Genomic DNA, 18,324 nt, shown 5'->3' with positions numbered 1-18,324 from the left:
ATCGGAATCCTCCGGCGACCCCAACACCTCGTGCTGCCAGATCGCGAAATCAGCGAACTGCACCGCAAGTGGCTCCCACTCCGGCGCGCGACCCGCGGACCGTTCGACATACGCGGTGACGACCTCGGTCACCAGCGGTCGGAGAGACTCGCCGTCCATGGCGATGTGCTGCCCGATCACGGCGAGGACGTGTTCGTCCTCGGCGACCGGCCACAACAGAACGCGCAGCGGCCATTCGCTGGTCAGATCGAAGCCACGACCGGCAGCTGCGGCAATCTCCTCCTGGGATGACACCGTCGCCCACGGCACACTCGACTCGATCTCGGAGATCGGATGCACCAGCTGGTACGGCTCGCCATCGATCTCGGGGAACGTTGTCCGCAAGATCTCCTGCCGTGCGACGACATCGACGATCGCCGCACGCATCGCTGCTTCATCCAGGCGACCGGTCAGCCGCAACACGATCGGGATGTTGTAGGTCGCATTCGACGGATTCAGCCGGTTCAGGAACCACAGTCGCTGCTGCGCGAACGAGAGCGGCACCCGCTCCGGGCGCGGCGTGACCGCGGTGATCGGCGCCAGCGCCGGGCTCTTTCCGGCAGCAAGGGTCACCAGGTCGCGCACGGTGGACGCGTCAAAGAAGTCCCGCACGCTCAGATCGGCGTCGAGTACCTCACCCGCACGCGCGATCACCCGCATCGCCGACAACGAGTTACCACCCGCATCAAAGAACGACTCGGTCACCGACACCCGCTCCACACCCAGGATCTCGGCAAACACCGCCGCCACAGCCTCCTCGGCTGCACCCACCGGAGCCACCAACTCACCGCCACTGCCCTCAAAATCAGGCTCCGGCAACGCCTTCCGATCAAGCTTGCCATTCGCCGTCAACGGCAACCGATCCACCACCGTCACCAGATCGGGCACCATATAACGCGGCACCTTCGCACCCGCGGCCTCACGCACCACCTGCACATCGAGCACCACATCGGCATCGGCCACCACATAGCCGACCAACACATCACCACGATGGGCATCAGCAACAATCCGCGCCGCAGCACCAGCCACCCCGGCCACCGTCAACAGTGCCGCCTCGACCTCCCCGTACTCGACACGGAAACCACGCAACTGCACCTGACCATCAGCACGACCCAAATACTCGATATCAGCGCCAACCCACCGCGCCAGATCACCGGTGCGATACAACCGCGAACCGCCACCAACACCCGCGAACGGGTTGGCCACAAACCGAGTCGCCGACAACCCAGCACGACCCAAATAGCTCTGCGCCAACTGGTGACCGGCCACATACATCTCACCGACCACACCCGCCGGCACCGGCCGCAACCGGTCATCCAAAATGTGAATCGCCAACGACGACAACGCCCGACCGATAAACGAAGGATCAGCCGCCGACACCACCGACCGATCAATCGGCCTAAACGACACATGCACCGTCGTCTCGGTGATGCCATACATGTTCACCAACTGCGCAGCATCGGCCGGGAAGAACTCGAACCAACGCGCAACCTGCTCGAACGAGAGCTCCTCACCACCGAACACCACATACCGCAACGCCAACTCCGGCGCACGACGACGCCGAGCATCGATCAACTGGTAGAACGCCGACGGCGTCAGACTCAACACCGACACCCGCTCGGCAGCAAGCACATCGACAAAACCATCAATATCGCGCGCCAGGTCCCGATCAACGATCACCACCCGCGCACCAGAAAGCAACGGCCCCCACAACTCCCACACCGAGAAGTCGAACGCATACGAATGGAACAACGTCCACACATCATCGCCGCGGAACTCGAAATCCTGCGCACACGCCGCCATCAACTCCGACACATCACCATGAGTGACTTCCACACCCTTGGGCAGACCCGTCGACCCCGACGTATAAATCACATACGCCCGCGCCGAAGACGACACCACAACAGGCACGAAATCGGCTGCCACATCAGCATTCCCGGCGACAAGTTCATCAACATCAAGAACCCGCACACCGCCGCCGACCACCGACCACAAACCATGACCAGCCGTCGACGAATCAGTCACCACCACCGACACACCCGCATCACCAACGATGTACTCAAGCCGGTCCACCGGATTGGTCACATCCAACGGCAAATACCCCGCACCAGCCTTGAGCACACCCACAATCGCGCACACCACATCCACCGACCGCGCCGTGGCCAACCCCACCAAATCACCCGGCCGCACACCCACAGCCACCAAACCAGCAGCCACCGCCGAAGACCGCACATCCAACTCGGCATACGACAACGACCGACCCAACGCCGACACCGCCACCGAACCACCATGAACAGCAACCGAACCAGCAAACAGATCAACCAAAGACCGACCACCAACAGCCACCGGAACCGGCAAACCAGCCAACCGCTCCCGCTCAGCCCCGGTCAACAACGCCACATCACCGACCGCCACACCCGGATCAGCAGTCACCGCATCCAACACCGCCAACAACCGCTGTACCAACACCGCAATCGAGGACTCATCAAACAAATCCGTCGCATACACAATCGAGGACTGCCACACCGAACCCGACGCCATCGCCACATTCACATGCAGGTCGTACTGCGCCGGAACCTCCTGAGAGACAACAGGCTCCAACTGCAGATCACCCACCTGCACCGACGGCACCGCCACCGCACCCTGCGTCACCGCCAACACCACCTGCGCCAACGGACCAAACGACTCACTACGAACCGGATCAACCGCCTCGACCACCGTCTCGAACGGCGCATCCGCATGCGCAAACGCATCCAGATCAACCCGGCGAACCTGGTCAAGTAGTTCCGCAAACGACTCCGCCGACGAAAACCGCGTACGCAACACCAACGTGTTGACAAACATGCCGACCAACGGATCCAGCACCCGCTGACCACGACCAGCAATAGGCGTGGCCACCGACACATCCCCAGTAGCACCCAACCGACCCAGCAACACCGCCAACGCCGCATGAACCACCATGAACGGCGTCACCCCAGCAGCCTGCGCCACCCGATCAACCCGCTCACCAAGCTGCGCCGGAACCTCAAACCCAAAACTACGACCACGATGGCTGGCCACCGCAGGCCGCGGCCGATCAGCCGGCAACTCCAACACATCCGGAGCACCCGCCAACTGCTCAACCCAATAACCCAACTGACGACCAACCACCGACTCCGCATCCCGCGGAGAACCAAGCACCGCATGCTGCCACAACGCGAAATCAGCAAACTGCACCTCAAGCGGCACAAACACCGGCACCCGACCAGCAACCCGCGCCGCATACGCCGTCACCACATCAGAAACCAACGGCCCCATCGACTCACCATCAGCCGCAATATGATGCACCACCACAGCCAACACATGCTCACGCTCGTTCTCACTGAACAACCGCACCCGCAACGGCCAATCAACGGTCACGTCGAAGCCGGCCATCGCCGACGCGCTCAGCTGCTCCGCCGAGGCGACGATCTGCCACACCCCTCGGCCTTCGAGCTCGGCGATATCACCGACCAACTGATACGGCTCGCCCGCGATTGCAGGGAACGTTGTCCGCAACACCTCATGCCGGCCGACGACGTCACCCACCGCGGCCCGCAAGGCGTCTGAATCCAGGTCGCCGGACAAGCGCAGCACCGCAGGAATGTTGTAGGTTGCCGCCAACGGATCCAACTGGTTGATGAACCACATCCGCTGCTGAGCGAACGACAACGGCACCCGCTCCGGACGCGGAACCACCGCCACGATCGGCGCCAACGCCGAACCAGCGGTACCAGCGGCCGCAGCCACCAACTCCCGGACACTCGGAGCATCGAACAGATCCCGCACGCTCAGATCGGCGTCGAGTACCTCACCCGCACGCGCGATCACCCGCATCGCCGACAACGAGTTACCACCCGCATCAAAGAACGACTCGGTCACCGACACCCGCTCCACACCCAGGATCTCGGCAAACACCGCCGCCACAGCCTCCTCGGCTGCACCCACCGGAGCCACATACTCGGCTTCCAGAGAACCGAACTCCGGTGCCGGCAACGCCTTCCGGTCGATTTTGCCCGCAGTATTGAGCACGAACTCGTCGATCACCATCCACACCGATGGCACCATGTACCCCGGCAACGCTTGGGCCACAGATGCTTTCACCAGGTCGACATCGACCGACGCCGGCGCCAGGTATCCCACCAGATGCTGTGAACCGGCCGGACCCTCGACGACGGTTGCCGCCGCGTGCACCACACCCGGCGCCGAGGCGATCACCGACTCGATCTCGCCCAACTCGATTCGCTGTCCTCGCAGCTTCACCTGGAAGTCGGTACGGCCCAGGTACTCCAGGTCACCGGCGGTATTACGGCGCACGAGATCTCCGGTGCGGTACAACCGGGATCCGGCCGGCCCGTACGGGTCAGCAACAAAACGGTCGGCCGTGAGGTCACCGCGTGCGGCGTACCCGCGTGCCAGCTGGACACCACCGAGGTACAACTCACCCGGGACACCCGCGGGAACCGGCCGCAGTCGTGAATCAAGCACCAGCGCAGATGAATTCCACACCGGAACGCCGATGGGCACAGTGACATCGGTGGCTGCGACCTCATCGATGCGCTGATAGGTGATCTCGACGGCAGCCTCGGTCGGACCGTACAGGTTGTAGAACAGGATCTCCGGAAGCGCCTGGCGCAGGTCGGCCGCGACCGCCGGGGGCAAGGCCTCACCGGTCGTCGAGACGATCCGCACGTGGTCCATCGCCGCGATGCGCTCGAGGCCGACCAGTTCGATGAACACCGACAGCATCGATGGGACGAAATGGACCATCGTCGCCCGCGATTCCTCGACGGTTTGAGCAACGTAGAGCGGGTCGACATGTCCGCCGTCACGCAGCACGACCAGTGTCGCACCCACCATCAGTGGCGCAAACAATTCCGGCACCGAGCAGTCGAAGGTGTACGGCGTCTTCTGCACGACCACATCCGAGGCGTCGATCGGCAGTTCGTCCAAGCCCCACCACAGCCGGTTGACCAGCGCCTCGTGCGACAACGTCACGCCCTTCGGCCGACCCGTCGACCCCGAGGTGAACAAGGTGTACACAGCCGAATCAGGGTGCAGCACGCCGCGCTCGGCAACCGAGACAGGTGGCGTTCTCACGTCCACTTCACCGGAGCAATCCACACCCAGCACTGGTACGGCCACCGACTGCGCAGCCTCGACCACCCCGGCAACGTCGTCGCCCACCCCGCTGGTTGAGCCCACCCCGCTGGTTGAGCCCACCCCGCTGGTTGAGCCTGTCGAAACCACCAGCACCCGAACATCGGCGGTCTCCAGCATGTACCGCGCACGATCGGCCGGCGCCTGCGTGTCGATCGGCACATACTGCCCGCCCGCGGCAACCACCGCGTGAATGGCGACCATCATCTCCAGCGACCGCGGAACACACACCGCCACCGCGACATCCGGTCCCACACCGAAGGACATCAGTTCCCGCGCAAACGCATTCACCCGCGCACCGAACTCGGCATAGGACACCGTCCGGCCCTCGTACCAGAGCGCAGTCGCCTCCGGTGACCGCGCCACCTGGGCTGCAACCACGTCGGACACGGCGCCCTCGGCGATGGCCACTTCCTCACCGATACTGCTTCGGATCAGCGACCGGACCGTATCTGCGGAGGCCAGGGCGATCTCGCCCACGGGCGTCTCCGACGCTTCGGCAATCGAGGCCAAGATCTGCATCACGCATTCGCCGAAGACCGCCACCTGCTGTGCGTCAAACGCCGCGGGCAGATACTTCAAGCGCACGGTCAGCCCATCACCGGCGGGCATCGTGACCATGTTCAACGGATAGTGCGTGGCGTCGTGTGCCTGGACGTCGACGATCTGCAGACCCCCCTCGACCTGCGCTCCACCGCTCGCCAGCGAATCGGCATCCACCGGATACGACTCATGAATGGTCAACGTGTCGAAGCCGAGCGCAACACCAGCTGCCGAAGCGATCTCCGGCAGGGTCAGGTATTGATGATCAAGCACCGAGACCTTGTCGGCCTGCAGCTTGCCCAGCACCTCACCGATGCGCGCCTGCGGATCGAGGTCCACCACGGCGGGCAGGGTGTTGATGAACAGCCCCACCATCGCCTCGGCACCGGCAAGATCTGCGGGTCGGCCCGACACCGTCTCGCCGAAGGTCACCACCCGGTTGCCGCTCAAGCGCGACAGGAGCACCGCCCACGCCAGCTGCAGGACCGTGGCCAGGGTCGCACCGTGCGTGCGACCCACCGCTTCCAACGCCTCACGCAACTGCGGACTGACCGCGAAATCCAAGTCCTGGGGCATTAACTCGTCGGTGGCCGCCACCGCCGGCGCCACCACCGTGGGACCCTCCACCGGTGCCAGCACCCGAGACCACGCCGCCAGGCCCGCAGCCTTGTCTTGCCGTCCGATCAACCGGAGGTGTTCACCGAAATCGGTCGCCACCTCACCCGACACCTGTGAGGTATAGGTCTGACCCGTCGCATACAGCGCGATCATGTCCGCCAGCACCAGCGGACCCGACCAGCCATCGAACAGGATGTGGTGGTTGGTCACGATGAGTGCGGCGCCCGACGAGTGGCGTACGAGCACAAAACGAATCAGCGGCGGAGCGGTCAAATCGAAGGGTTCGACGTTCTGCGCCTTGGCGATGGCCGACACTCGTTCGGCCACCTCCTGCACAGGAACGTCACGGAGGTCGATTTCCTGCCAGGGCAATTCGACGGCGGGCGGAACCACGGCCGCCACCGCTCCACTGGAGGTGCGAACATATCCCGACCTCAGTACCGCGTGCTCGGCGAGGAGCGCCTGTGCTGCACCGCGCAGCCGCGCGGCATCGAGATCTCCCCCGATGTTCACCACGGCTTGCGTCACATACACGTCGACTGCATCGCCTGCCGGCAGGCCCGCGACCAGTTCGGACTGGAAGTACAAGCCTTTCTGCAAAGGAGCCAGCGGCCAGATCTGGGCATCGGGGTAATCGGAGAAGAGGTTGTCGAGATCGGATTGAGTGAGCTGCGCCCCGGGCACGTCCGACGGCGACAATCCCACCCGATCGCGATCGCCGACAGCGGCCACCAACTCGGCGAGCCCACCGGCCCAGCGCGCACTGATGTCGGCAACATCTGTCTCGGACAAGACAGCGCGAGGTGCTGCGAAGTCCGCCACCAGTTCTCGCCCGGCCGGCGCCGACGCCGTGGAGACGTTGACGCTCAGGCCCGAGGGCGCGACCATTGCTCCGCTGATCGTGCCGGGAAGTACCGGCGCGTCCTGCGCCGGTAGCAGCGAATCCGCCAGGATCGATTCTCGACCCTCATTCGTCCCGACCGCCTCGCCCGCCATTCCTACCGATCCCGCACCGCCGAAGTTGAATCCAATGCTCGGCAACGGCCGTTCGGTGAGTTCGGTGTCGGCCATGTAGCGCAGCACGCCGAACCCGGCCCCGGCGTCTGGTTGACCCAGCCGCTCCTCCTTGGCTGCCTTCACCGCATGGATGATGTCGGCACCCGGGTCGATCGTCACCGGAGCGATGGTGGTGAACCATCCGACGGTGCGCGACAGATCAGTACGCAGCGGACGCTCGCTCGACGACACGATTGATTCGTCACGACCGTGCCCTTCCAGCTGGATACCGATCGGTGCGGAGTCGACGATCGAATTGGCGTGCTGCCACCCACGAATCGCCCGCGCCAGGGCACCCAGCAGGACGTCATTGACGTTCCCACCGAACAGTGTGGGCATGCGAACCAGAATGGCTTCGGTGAGCTCCGGCTGCACCCTTGCGGTGACGGTGAAGGAGGTGGCGATACTGTCCCGCGCCGGGTCGAGCTCCGCGCGCAACAGCGTCGGCACGGCCGGTGATCGGCGCAGCCAGTATTCAAGTTCGGCCATTCGACGCTGGGACTGACCGGCCAACTCGATCATCCAGGCGCGCAACGAGGTCTTCTCTTCACGGATTGTGATCGCCCCGCCACTGCGCAGTTGCGCCCACGCAGTTGCCAGATCCTCGATGAGGATCGGCCAGGAAACGATGTCCACCGCGATGTGGTGGATTGCCAGGACGACTCGACTCTCACCCAGCGTCGAGGTCACCAGGACCGCCTGGACCAGATTGCCCGTGGCAGGATCGAGTCGTTCGAGTGCGCCGGCATGGGCCTCTACGAGTGCGGATTTCAGGTCGTCCTCGGTTCGGATCTCGACCACGGCCGACGCTGCATCGAATTCCCCACCCGCGACGAATGATGCTTCCTCAGCGCCGTCGGCTACGAGCAGGCGGGCAGTGAGCATCGGGTGCGCCGACACCACAGCCGCGAGGATCGCACGAATGTCGTCCAGTGCGGCGTCCGAGGGAACCCGCACCACCGCGGACTGCGAGAAATCTGCGAAATCGGCAGGGACCCCGGCGTGCTCGATCAACCACGACACCATCGGCGGGATCGGCAGCGTCCCGGCGCCCGCACCGTCGGGTTCGGCCAGCGTGGGCACTGTGTGGGCCTGGGCGGCAACCGCCGCCATGCCGCGCACCGTCTTCTGTTCAAAGATCTCGCGCGGGGTGAGCGGAAGCCCCGCTGCGTTGGCCGCAGACGCGAGCTGGATCGACATGATGGAATCGCCGCCGAGGGCGAAGAACGAATCGGTGACACCGATCTGATCGAGTCCCAGCAGCGCCCCGATGATCTCCACGAGTCTGCGTTCGTCGTCGGTTGCCGGTGGCACGATCTCGGTTTCCGCCGGCCCCTCGGGCGCGGGCAGCGCGTTCCGATCGAGTTTGCCACCGGGAGTCAGCGGGAGGGTCTCGATGGCGATGACCTGTGCAGGCACCATGTGCGAGGGCAGTCGGGTTGCGGCGCCAGCGAGCACTTCGGTGACATCGACACCCTGTGGCGCAACAACATAGCCGATGAGCCTGGTGCGTCCGCCGTTGTCGGCGTCGGAGGTGACACCGAGAACCACAGCCTGGGTCACGCCGGGTGTTTCGGCGAGAACCGATTCGATCTCACCGAGCTCGACGCGCTGCCCGTTGATCTTCACCTGGTGGTCGACACGTCCGACGAACTCCAGGTCGCCGGACGCGGTGAGCCTGGCCAGGTCTCCGGTGGCATACATTCGCACGCCGTTGCCACTGAACGGATCGGCAACGAAACTCGTCGCAGTCTGCCCCGGACGGTGCACGTAGCCGCGAGCCACACCCGCAGTCGACAGGTAGAGCTCACCGACCACACCCTGCGGTACCGGATGCAAGCGAGCATCGAGGACGTGCGCGGTGAAGCCTGGATGGGCGCGTCCGATGGTGATCGGCTTGTTGGGCAGGAGCCTTCCTTTGGTGGCCCATACGGTGGTCTCAGCAGGGCCGTATCCGTTGAAGATTCGACGTCCACGCGCCGACCAGCGCTCGATCAGCTCCGGCGGGCACGCCTCACCCACCACCATCACGTTCCGGATCGTCTCCCCGTACCGGGTGTCCAGCGTGGCCAGCACAGTCGGTGTGATCAGCATGTAGGTGACCTCGCCACCGTCGAGCACCTGCCCCAGCGCGTCACCGGCATAGGCGGTCTGCGGTGCGACGACCAGCGTGTGCCCGGCAACAATCGCGGCTACCATCTCCGCGAAGGCCGCATCGAAGCTCATCGAGGCCACATGAAGTACCCGGGTATCCGGGTCGTCGTCGCGGGTGCCCGTCATCGTCAACGATGCAGTCGCGAGCACAGCCATCCCGGCATTGCTGACACCCACTCCCTTGGGGCGCCCGGTGGTGCCGGAGGTGTAGACCAGGTACACCAGGTTGTCCAGTCGGACCGAACCACGCCGCTCATCAGCTGCGATGGGTTCACTGCCGGTCGCCGGATCGTCTAGCTCGTCGATGGTGTACCAGTGGCACGCGGCCTCAGCCGATTCGATCACGGCGGCGGAAGCCGGCGCGGTAACCCCAAGGCGGGCACCGGAGTCTGCCAGCATGTACGCGATTCGGTCAGCCGGGAAGCTCGGGTCGATGGGCACGTATGCCGCACCCGACTTGACGATGCCCCATACCGCTATCACTGACTCGATCGACCGTTCCAGAGCAACAGCCACCACCGACTCCGGACCGACACCGCGAGCGATCAACGCCCGTGCAACACGATTCGTCCGAGCCTCGAACTCGGCGTAGTCGAGCTCGACGTCCCCGCAGATCACCGCCGGATGGGTCGGATCGACGTCCCGCCGATCGAGCAGGTCGATCAGAGTACCTGGCTCCACGGTTCCCCCGAAGGCTCGCGCCACGTCGCTCTGCGGTTGGGCCGCCGCCAGACGCGGAGCCCCTGCTGTCGCCTCGCCGGTCGCGACGATGTCGATGTCGCCAACCGCCACGGTGCTGTCGGTGATCACTGCTGCCAGCACCCGCTGCCACACCGCCGCAAATCGGCGCATTGTCGACTCATCGAACAAGGCTGCGGCATAGTGCAACTGGAGCGAGATCGTCTCGCCCTCATGCACACTGATGGTCAGATCACCCTTGACCTCAGTAACATCCACCTCGATCGGCTCGGCCGTCACAGCCGAGCCCAGCGAGACCGGCCCGATGTCGAGATCACCGGCGGTGTGCGTCAACGCAATCTGCACCAGTGGTGCGTGCGCCGTCGATCGCTCCGGCGCAAGCTTCTCCACCAGTTGCTCGAAATGAACGTCGGCATTCGCGAACGCTTCCAGATCCCTGACCCGCACATGAGTCAGCAGATCGGCCACCGTGGTGCCCGGATCAACCTCGGTCCGCAACACGAGCGTGTTGACGAACATCCCGACCAAATCTTCCAGCGCTGGATCCGTCCGCCCGGCAATCGGCGCACCGATCACCACATCGGTGGTGGCCGCCAGTCGCGCCACCGTGATCGCCGACACCGCATGGAAAATCATGAAAGGGGTGACCTGTTGATCAGCCGCCAGCCCCGCAACACCAGCGCTCAATTCCGCCGGCATGTCCACGCGCACAATGCCCGGAGTCAGGTCGGCAACAGCCGGACGCGGTCGATCCATCGGCAGATCAGTGACCGCCGGCACGCCCCTCAGCCGCTCATTCCAGTGAGCGAGCTGACGCCCCAACGCGCTATCGGGATCACTGACATCGCCCAGCACCCGCTGCTGCCACAACGTGTAATCGGCGTACTGCACCGGGAGGGGTGCCCATCCCGGAGCTTCGCCGGAGACCCGGCTTGCGTAGGCGGACAGAAGATCCCGCAAGAGCACCGGTACCGACTCACCGTCGAACGCGATGTGATGCACCACGACAAGAACCTCGGTGATCGCTCCATCAGGAGATTGCCAGACGCGTACGCGCATCGGGAGCTCGACAGCGACGTTGAAGCCCCGTTGAGCATCGGCGATCAGATCCGCCTGCTCCGAGACGACGCTCAGATCAAGCCGTCTGGCGAGATCAGCGCCATCCACGATCTCTTGACGCGGACCACCCACTCCACCGGGGTAATAGGTACGGAGGACCTCGTGCCGATCGAGAACATCGACAACGGCCTGCCGCAACGCGGCCAGGTCGATGCCGCCTCGGAACCGGAACGGCAACGGAATGTTGTACGCGGCCGAGTCCGTATCGAACTGGTTGATGAACCACATCCGGCGCTGCATCGCTGACAACGGCAGCTCTTCCGGTCGATGCTGCGGAGTCAATGCTGTCCGGGGAGCGCCACGGTCTGCCGTCAACGCAATGAGCTCCCGCACCGACGACGCATCGAACACATCTCGCACGGAGACCTCGACACCAAGCGACTCCCCCAGACGCGCCGCCAACCGCATCGCCGACAACGAGTTGCCACCCAGGTCGAAGAACGACTCGACCACCGAGATCTGTGGCACTCCGAGCACATCGGCGAACTTCTGCGCCACCAGTACTTCGCGCTCATCCGACGGGGCAACGAACTCGGCGGCTCCGGTGATCGCACCCGGTACCGGCAGCGCGTCTCGGTCGAGTTTGCCGTTGCCGGTCAACGGCAACGACTCCACGACCACCACCTGATCGGGAACCATGTAGCCCGGGACTGCCAGTGCGGCAGCAGCGCGGACCCGCTGCCCGTCGATCTCTGCGTCCGCGTCGGCCACCACGTAGCCGACGAGTTGTTCTCCGCGACCGGCGATCTCGACCACTCGGGCAGCCGCACCCGCAACCCCGTCCGCGGTCAGCAACGCGGACTCGACCTCGCCGTATTCAATGCGGAAACCACGCAGCTGTACCTGCGCGTCCCCCCGGCCCAAGTACTCGATATCGCCGCCGACGCGACGAGCCCGGTCCCCGGTGCGATACAACCGACCACCGCACCCGCCGAACGGATCGGCCACGAAGCGCGTCGAGGTCAACCCCGCGCGATCGAGATAACCTTGCGCCAATTGTCCACCGGCGACGTACATCTCACCAGGTACCCCTTCGGGAACCGGCCGCAGCCGGTCGTCGAGGACATGAATCGCCAGCGACGCCAACGGACGACCGATGAAAGACCCGTCGCCCGCCGACACCAGTTCCCGATCCAGCCCACGGAACGACACGTGCACCGTCGTCTCGGTGATGCCATACATGTTTACCAGCTCGGCGGTATCGGCCGGGAAGCTGTCGTACCAGCGCCGCACCTGCTCAAAGCTCAGTGCCTCGCCACCGAACACGATGTACCGCAGGGCCAACTGCGTATCGTGACGGCGCCGCGCATCGATAAGCTGGTAGAACGCCGATGGGGTTTGTGACAGCACGGTCACGCCCTCGTCGGTCAACAGCTGCATGAACAGTTCGGTATCACGGGCAACGTCGCGATCGACGATCAGCAATCGGCCACCCGAGAGCAACGGTCCCCACAGTTCCCACACCGTGAAGTCGAATGCATAGGAATGGAACATCGTCCACACATCGTCGGCACCGAAATCGAACTCGGCTGCCGCGGTGTCCATCAGCATCAGCACATTCCGATGGGTGACCTCGACACCCTTGGGCAGACCTGTCGAACCGGACGTGTAGATCACATACGCACGTGCGTCTGCCGGAATCGCAGGCAGCACAGGTTCAGGCACCGGCTCCGAGATCAGTTCGGCCACATCGACGACGTCGACCTCACCATCGATCGCAGACCACAACTCATGCCCGGCCACCGACTCGTCGGTGACCACCACACGCACACCCGAGTCGGCAACGATGTAGGCCAACCGCGCCACGGGATTACCGGTGTCCAACGGCACATACGCCGCGCCGGCCTTCAACACCCCCAGAATAGACGACACCAGGTCCACCGACCGCGCCGTCGCCACACCCACGAGGTCACCTGGCCGCACACCCCGGGCAACCAAACGTGCGGCCACCGCATCCGACCGGCTGGCCAGCTCCGCATACGACGCTGACCGCCCCAAGGCCGTCACCGCCACCGATTCCCCTTGCACACCAGCGGAATCAGCGAAAACCTCGACCAGAGAGCGACTCGCGTTCACCGTCGAGGGCACCGGTGACGGCAGCCCCTCCAGGCTCTCGCGTTCTTGTGCACTCAGCAGGTCCACATCGCCTACCACGGCTGAAGGCGACTCGATGAACGTCTCGAGCAATACCGCAAACCGCTCGACGATCGACTGCGCGGTGCCCGCCGTGAACAGGTCAGTCGCGTAGATCAACTTCCCGGTGTATCCGCCGTCCTCTGCCCGACCCACCACGAAGTTCAGGTCTGATTTGGCCGCCTCTACTCCGGGACTCAGCGGCTCCACCGACAACCCCTCGACCTCGACCGGCTGCGGATCGAACTGGTCGAAGGTGAACAGCGTCTGCGCGAGCGGGGCAAACGCCTCCGAGCGAACCGGATTCACCTCGTCCACCACTTGCTCGAATGGCACGTCGGCGTGACCCAGCGCGTCGAGGTCCACCCTGCGCACGTGGTCAAGAAGCTCGGCGAACGTGATCGACGAAGAGACCTCGGTCCGCAGCACGAGATTGTTGACGAACATACCCACGATCGGATCCAGCACGCGTTGACCGCGGCCTGCAATCGGCGTTGCCACCGCAATATCCGAGGTCGACGACAGGCGAGCCAGCAACGCCGCGATCGCCGCGTGCACAACGACGAACTCGGTGGTGCCATGCTGACGGGCCAGCGCTGCCACGCCCGAACGAATCGCGGGCGACATACTGAACGACACCGCGTCACCGGCCATCGATGCCACCGCCGGACGTGCGAAGTCGGTCGGCAGCTCGAGGACATCCGGGAGGCCCGCCAACCTCTCGCGCCAGTAAGCCAACTGTCGACCGGCGACTGTCGAACCATCGGTCGCGTCGCCGAGTACGGCCCGTTGCCACAGCGCGAAGTCCGAGTACTGCACCGCCAGCGGATTCCATGCCGGAGCCCGCCCTGCCACTCGTGACGAGTAGGCACTCAGCACATCAGCCAACAGCGGCGCCAGGGACTCACCGTCGGCGGCGATGTGGTGCAGCACCACCACCAATATCTGTTCATCGGAGTTCACGTCGATGAGTGAGGCACGAATGGGTAGTTCACGAGACACGTCGAACGGACGCGAGACCGAATCGGCGACCAGCCCGAGGGCAGTCTCACGGTCGGCAACGCGCACACTCTCCCAGCGCAGTTCCTCTTCTGCCTGGCTCACCGGCAACACCAGTGCCTGCGCCTCGTCGGCATCGGAATTCTGGACGAACCGGGTACGCAAGGTCTCGTGCCGAGCGAGCACGTCGATCAACGCGGAATGCACCACAGCCGGGTCGACACGTACGGCGCCCTCCGACGACACCAGACGAGCAACGAACGGCAGGTTGTATCCGGCGAACGTCTTCTCGGAGAACTGGTTGATGAACCACATCCGTTGCTGCGCAAAGGAAAGTGGGATGCTGTCGGGACGGGGTTCGACGGCGGTGATCGGCGGCAGACCCGCACCTCGGTCGGCAGTCGCCGTGATGAGCTCACGCACTGAAGGAGCGTCGAACACATCCCGCACCGACACCTCGACACCGAGAGCCTCAGACACCCTCGCTGCCAACCGCATCGCCGACAACGAGTTACCACCCACATCGAAGAACGACTCCGCCACCGAGACGCGCTCGACGCCGAGCACATCACCAAAGACCTGGGCGAGAAGTTCCTCGGTCGGGGTCCCCGGTGCCACGTACTCTGCCATTGCCCCGCTGAAGTCCGGCGCCGGCAACGCCTTTCGATCCAGCTTCCCCGCCGTGTTGAGCACCACCTCGTCGAGATTCACCCACACCGACGGCACCATGTAGGACGGCAGCGCCGCGGCGACGGACTGCTTGACATCGTCGAGGTCCAGCTCATCTGTCGACCTACCGGACACATACGCCACCAAATGCTGCGATCCGCCTGGGCCTTCGACGACTGTCGCGGCGGTGTGCACGACTCCGGGAGCGGCCGCGATCACCGATTCGATTTCTCCCAGCTCGATTCGCTGACCCCGCAACTTCACCTGGAAGTCCGTGCGTCCCAGGTATTCCAGTTCGCCCGCGCCGCTCCACCGCACCAGATCACCGGTCCGGTAGATCCGTGACCCCGGCCCACCGAACGGATCGGCAACAAATCGGTCAGCGGTGAGATCGCCTCTCGCCGCATACCCTCGTGCCAACTGCACCCCACCTAGATACAGTTCGCCCGGAACGCCGGCCGGCACGATCCGAAGGCGGCGATCCAGGACATATGCGGTAATGTTCAGTGCCGGAACACCGATCGGCACAACACTCGATCCCGGGCGTAGGACGGCGATCGTCGCGAACACCGCGTCCTCGGTCGGACCGTACAGATTGACAATTTTCGCGTCGGGCATCGCCGTGAACGCCTTGTCCATGGTCGCCGGACTCAGCGCCTCTCCGCAGGCCACCAGCCGTGTCACTGAAGACAGGTCTGCCGCTTCACCATCGAGGTCGTCGAGGAAGGCCGCCAGCATCGATGGTACGAACTGCACCACAGACGGCCGTGTGTCTTCGAACAACCGCCGCAAGTAGACCGAATCACGGTGCCCGTCCGGGTCAGCGATCACCGCCCGGGTACCGCGCACCATCGGCCAAAAAATCTCTGGCACCGACACATCGAACGTGTACGGCGTCTTGATGACGATCGTCGCATCGCCCGTGTCACCTATGAGCTCGTCGAACCACGTGAGCATGTTCATGACGGACCGATGTGACACCGTCACGCCCTTCGGTCGTCCCGTCGAGCCCGAGGTGAACAGCGTGTAGACAGCATGGTCTGGACGCAGAGGCGACAGCCGGTCACGATCGGTGATCGGGGCGGCATCGGCAGCCGCCGGATCGACAGTCCCCGTGCAATCAACCTCGACGAGGCGGAGGCCGGCCGATTCCTCAGCCCAATCCGGACGCTGTCCGGCGGCCACCACGACCAGGGTCACGTCGGCGGTCTGCAACATGTACCGCACGCGTTCGGCCGGTGCAGCCGTGTCGATCGGCACATACTGTCCGCCCGCGGCCACGACTGCGTGGATCGCAACCAACATCTCCACCGAGCGTTCGATGCACACCGCCACTGCGACATCAGGCGCGACCCCATGCGAAATCAATTCGCGTCCCAGAGTTGCCACTCGCGCCGAGAGTTCTTCGTACGAGACGTTCCGGGTACCGAACGTCAGCGCAGTCTGACTCGGGTCGGCGGGAACCCGGATGAAATCTGCCACAGTTCTACAGTCCTTTGTCGAAGATTTGGCTGATGGCCCATGTCACCATCAATGCTTTCATCGGTTATGTCGTTTCACGTCGAGGGCGGTCGGGTGAGCATCCAGGTGACGGTCTGCTCGCCCGGTAGGGCCTCGGGCCCACTGGACCAGCCGATCAATCGCTTCTCCTCGATCTCGTCCATGATAGGGGCATCGCCGACCGCCGCTCCTGGATCCGTGGTCAGCGCATCCAGGAGCGCGATGTAGCGGCGGGCGATCGCCCCCACGGATGCCTCATCAAAGAGGTCCGTTGCGTAGGTGATCTCCAGGCCCCATGGTCTGTCTCCGAACACAGCGAGCCGGAGGAGGAGGTCCACCTGGGCGAAAGCCGCGGGCGCTCGCATCGGGGTGACGTACAACCCGTCGAACTCGATCCCGCCGTCGCCATCACCCTCAGGCCGATGATCGACGGCCAGCATCACCTGTGCAAGCGGCGCGAAGGCCTCCGACCGCACGGGGTTGACGGCCTCAACCACGGATTCGAATGGCACATCCGCTGCCGCAAAGGCGTCGAGGTCGACATGCCGAACGTGGTCGAGCAACTCGGCGAAACTCATACCCGGTTCTATCTGGGTTCGTAGCGCAAGCGTGTTGACGAACATTCCGACAAGCGGATCGAGAACGCGGTCGCCTCGACCGGCGATCGGTGTCGCAATCGCGATGTCGTCGGTTGCGCTCAGGCGCGCGAGCAGTACTGCGAGTGCGGCATGCAGGACCATGAACGAGGTCACCCCGTGCGCCGAGGCAAGCTCGTTGATGCGTCGGGCCAGGTCCGTGGGCACTTCGTCGGACAACACCGCGCCGCTCGACGATGCGACCCGCGGTCGGGGCCGATCGGTCGGCAGGTTCAGGACGTCCGGTACACCCGCCAGCTGTCGGGTCCAGTAGGCCAGTTGTTTGCCGGAGACCGACGACGGGTCGCCAGGGGCGCCCAGCATTGTGTGCTGCCAAATCGCATAGTCGGCGAACTGGACCTCCAGTGGTGCGAAGTCGGGTGCCGTCCCGGTGACACGCGCTTGATAAGCGGTCATCACATCACCGATCAGCGGGCGCATCGACTCGCCGTCACCGGCGATGTGATGAAGGACGGCAAGTAGTGCCCATTCGGACCGTTCACGTTTCCACAACACAATTCGAAGCGGAGACTCGCGTGTGACGTCGAAACCGCGCATCGCGGCGGCGATGACCTCCGCCTCGGAGGCGACGACGCTCCAGTCCAGGTTGTCCGACGCCCAGGCCTCGTCATGGATCAGCTGAACGGGGTCTCCGTCGATCGACGGGAAGGTGGTGCGAAGCACTTCATGTCTGACGATCACGTCTACGACCCCGGCGCGCAATGCATCCACGTCGAGGTTTCCGGCCAGCTTGACTCCAATGGGCAGGTTGTAGGTCGGCTGGTCAGGTTCGAACTGGTTGATAAACCACATGCGTTGCTGAGCAAACGACAGCGGAATCCGTTCCGGCCTGGGCGATACCGCCACGATCGGGGCCAACGCGGAACCCCGGTCCATGGTCGCTGCGGCGAGTTCACGCACACTCGGCGCATCAAACACATCCCTGACCGAGACATCCACATTCAGCACCTGGCCCACCCGG

At 64.4% G+C, this 18,324-nt stretch carries 2 protein-coding genes; both read right to left on the bottom strand.

The window, feature by feature from the left end:
• Positions 1-16,689, bottom strand: a 16,689-nt coding sequence (locus MKW15_RS24625) for a non-ribosomal peptide synthetase (RefSeq protein ID WP_240862730.1), incomplete at its 3' end; no start/stop codon positions are given.
• 74 nt (positions 16,690-16,763) lie between these two features.
• Positions 16,764-18,324, bottom strand: a 1,561-nt coding sequence (locus MKW15_RS23630; RefSeq protein ID WP_240862727.1) for a condensation domain-containing protein, incomplete at its 5' end; no start/stop codon positions are given.

It is taken from the genome of Gordonia gummivorans, from assembly GCF_022513585.1.
GTDB lineage: Bacteria > Actinomycetota > Actinomycetes > Mycobacteriales > Mycobacteriaceae > Gordonia.
The sequence above is the reverse complement of the archived record's forward strand: the minus strand, read 5'-3'. Positions and strand labels throughout refer to the sequence as shown.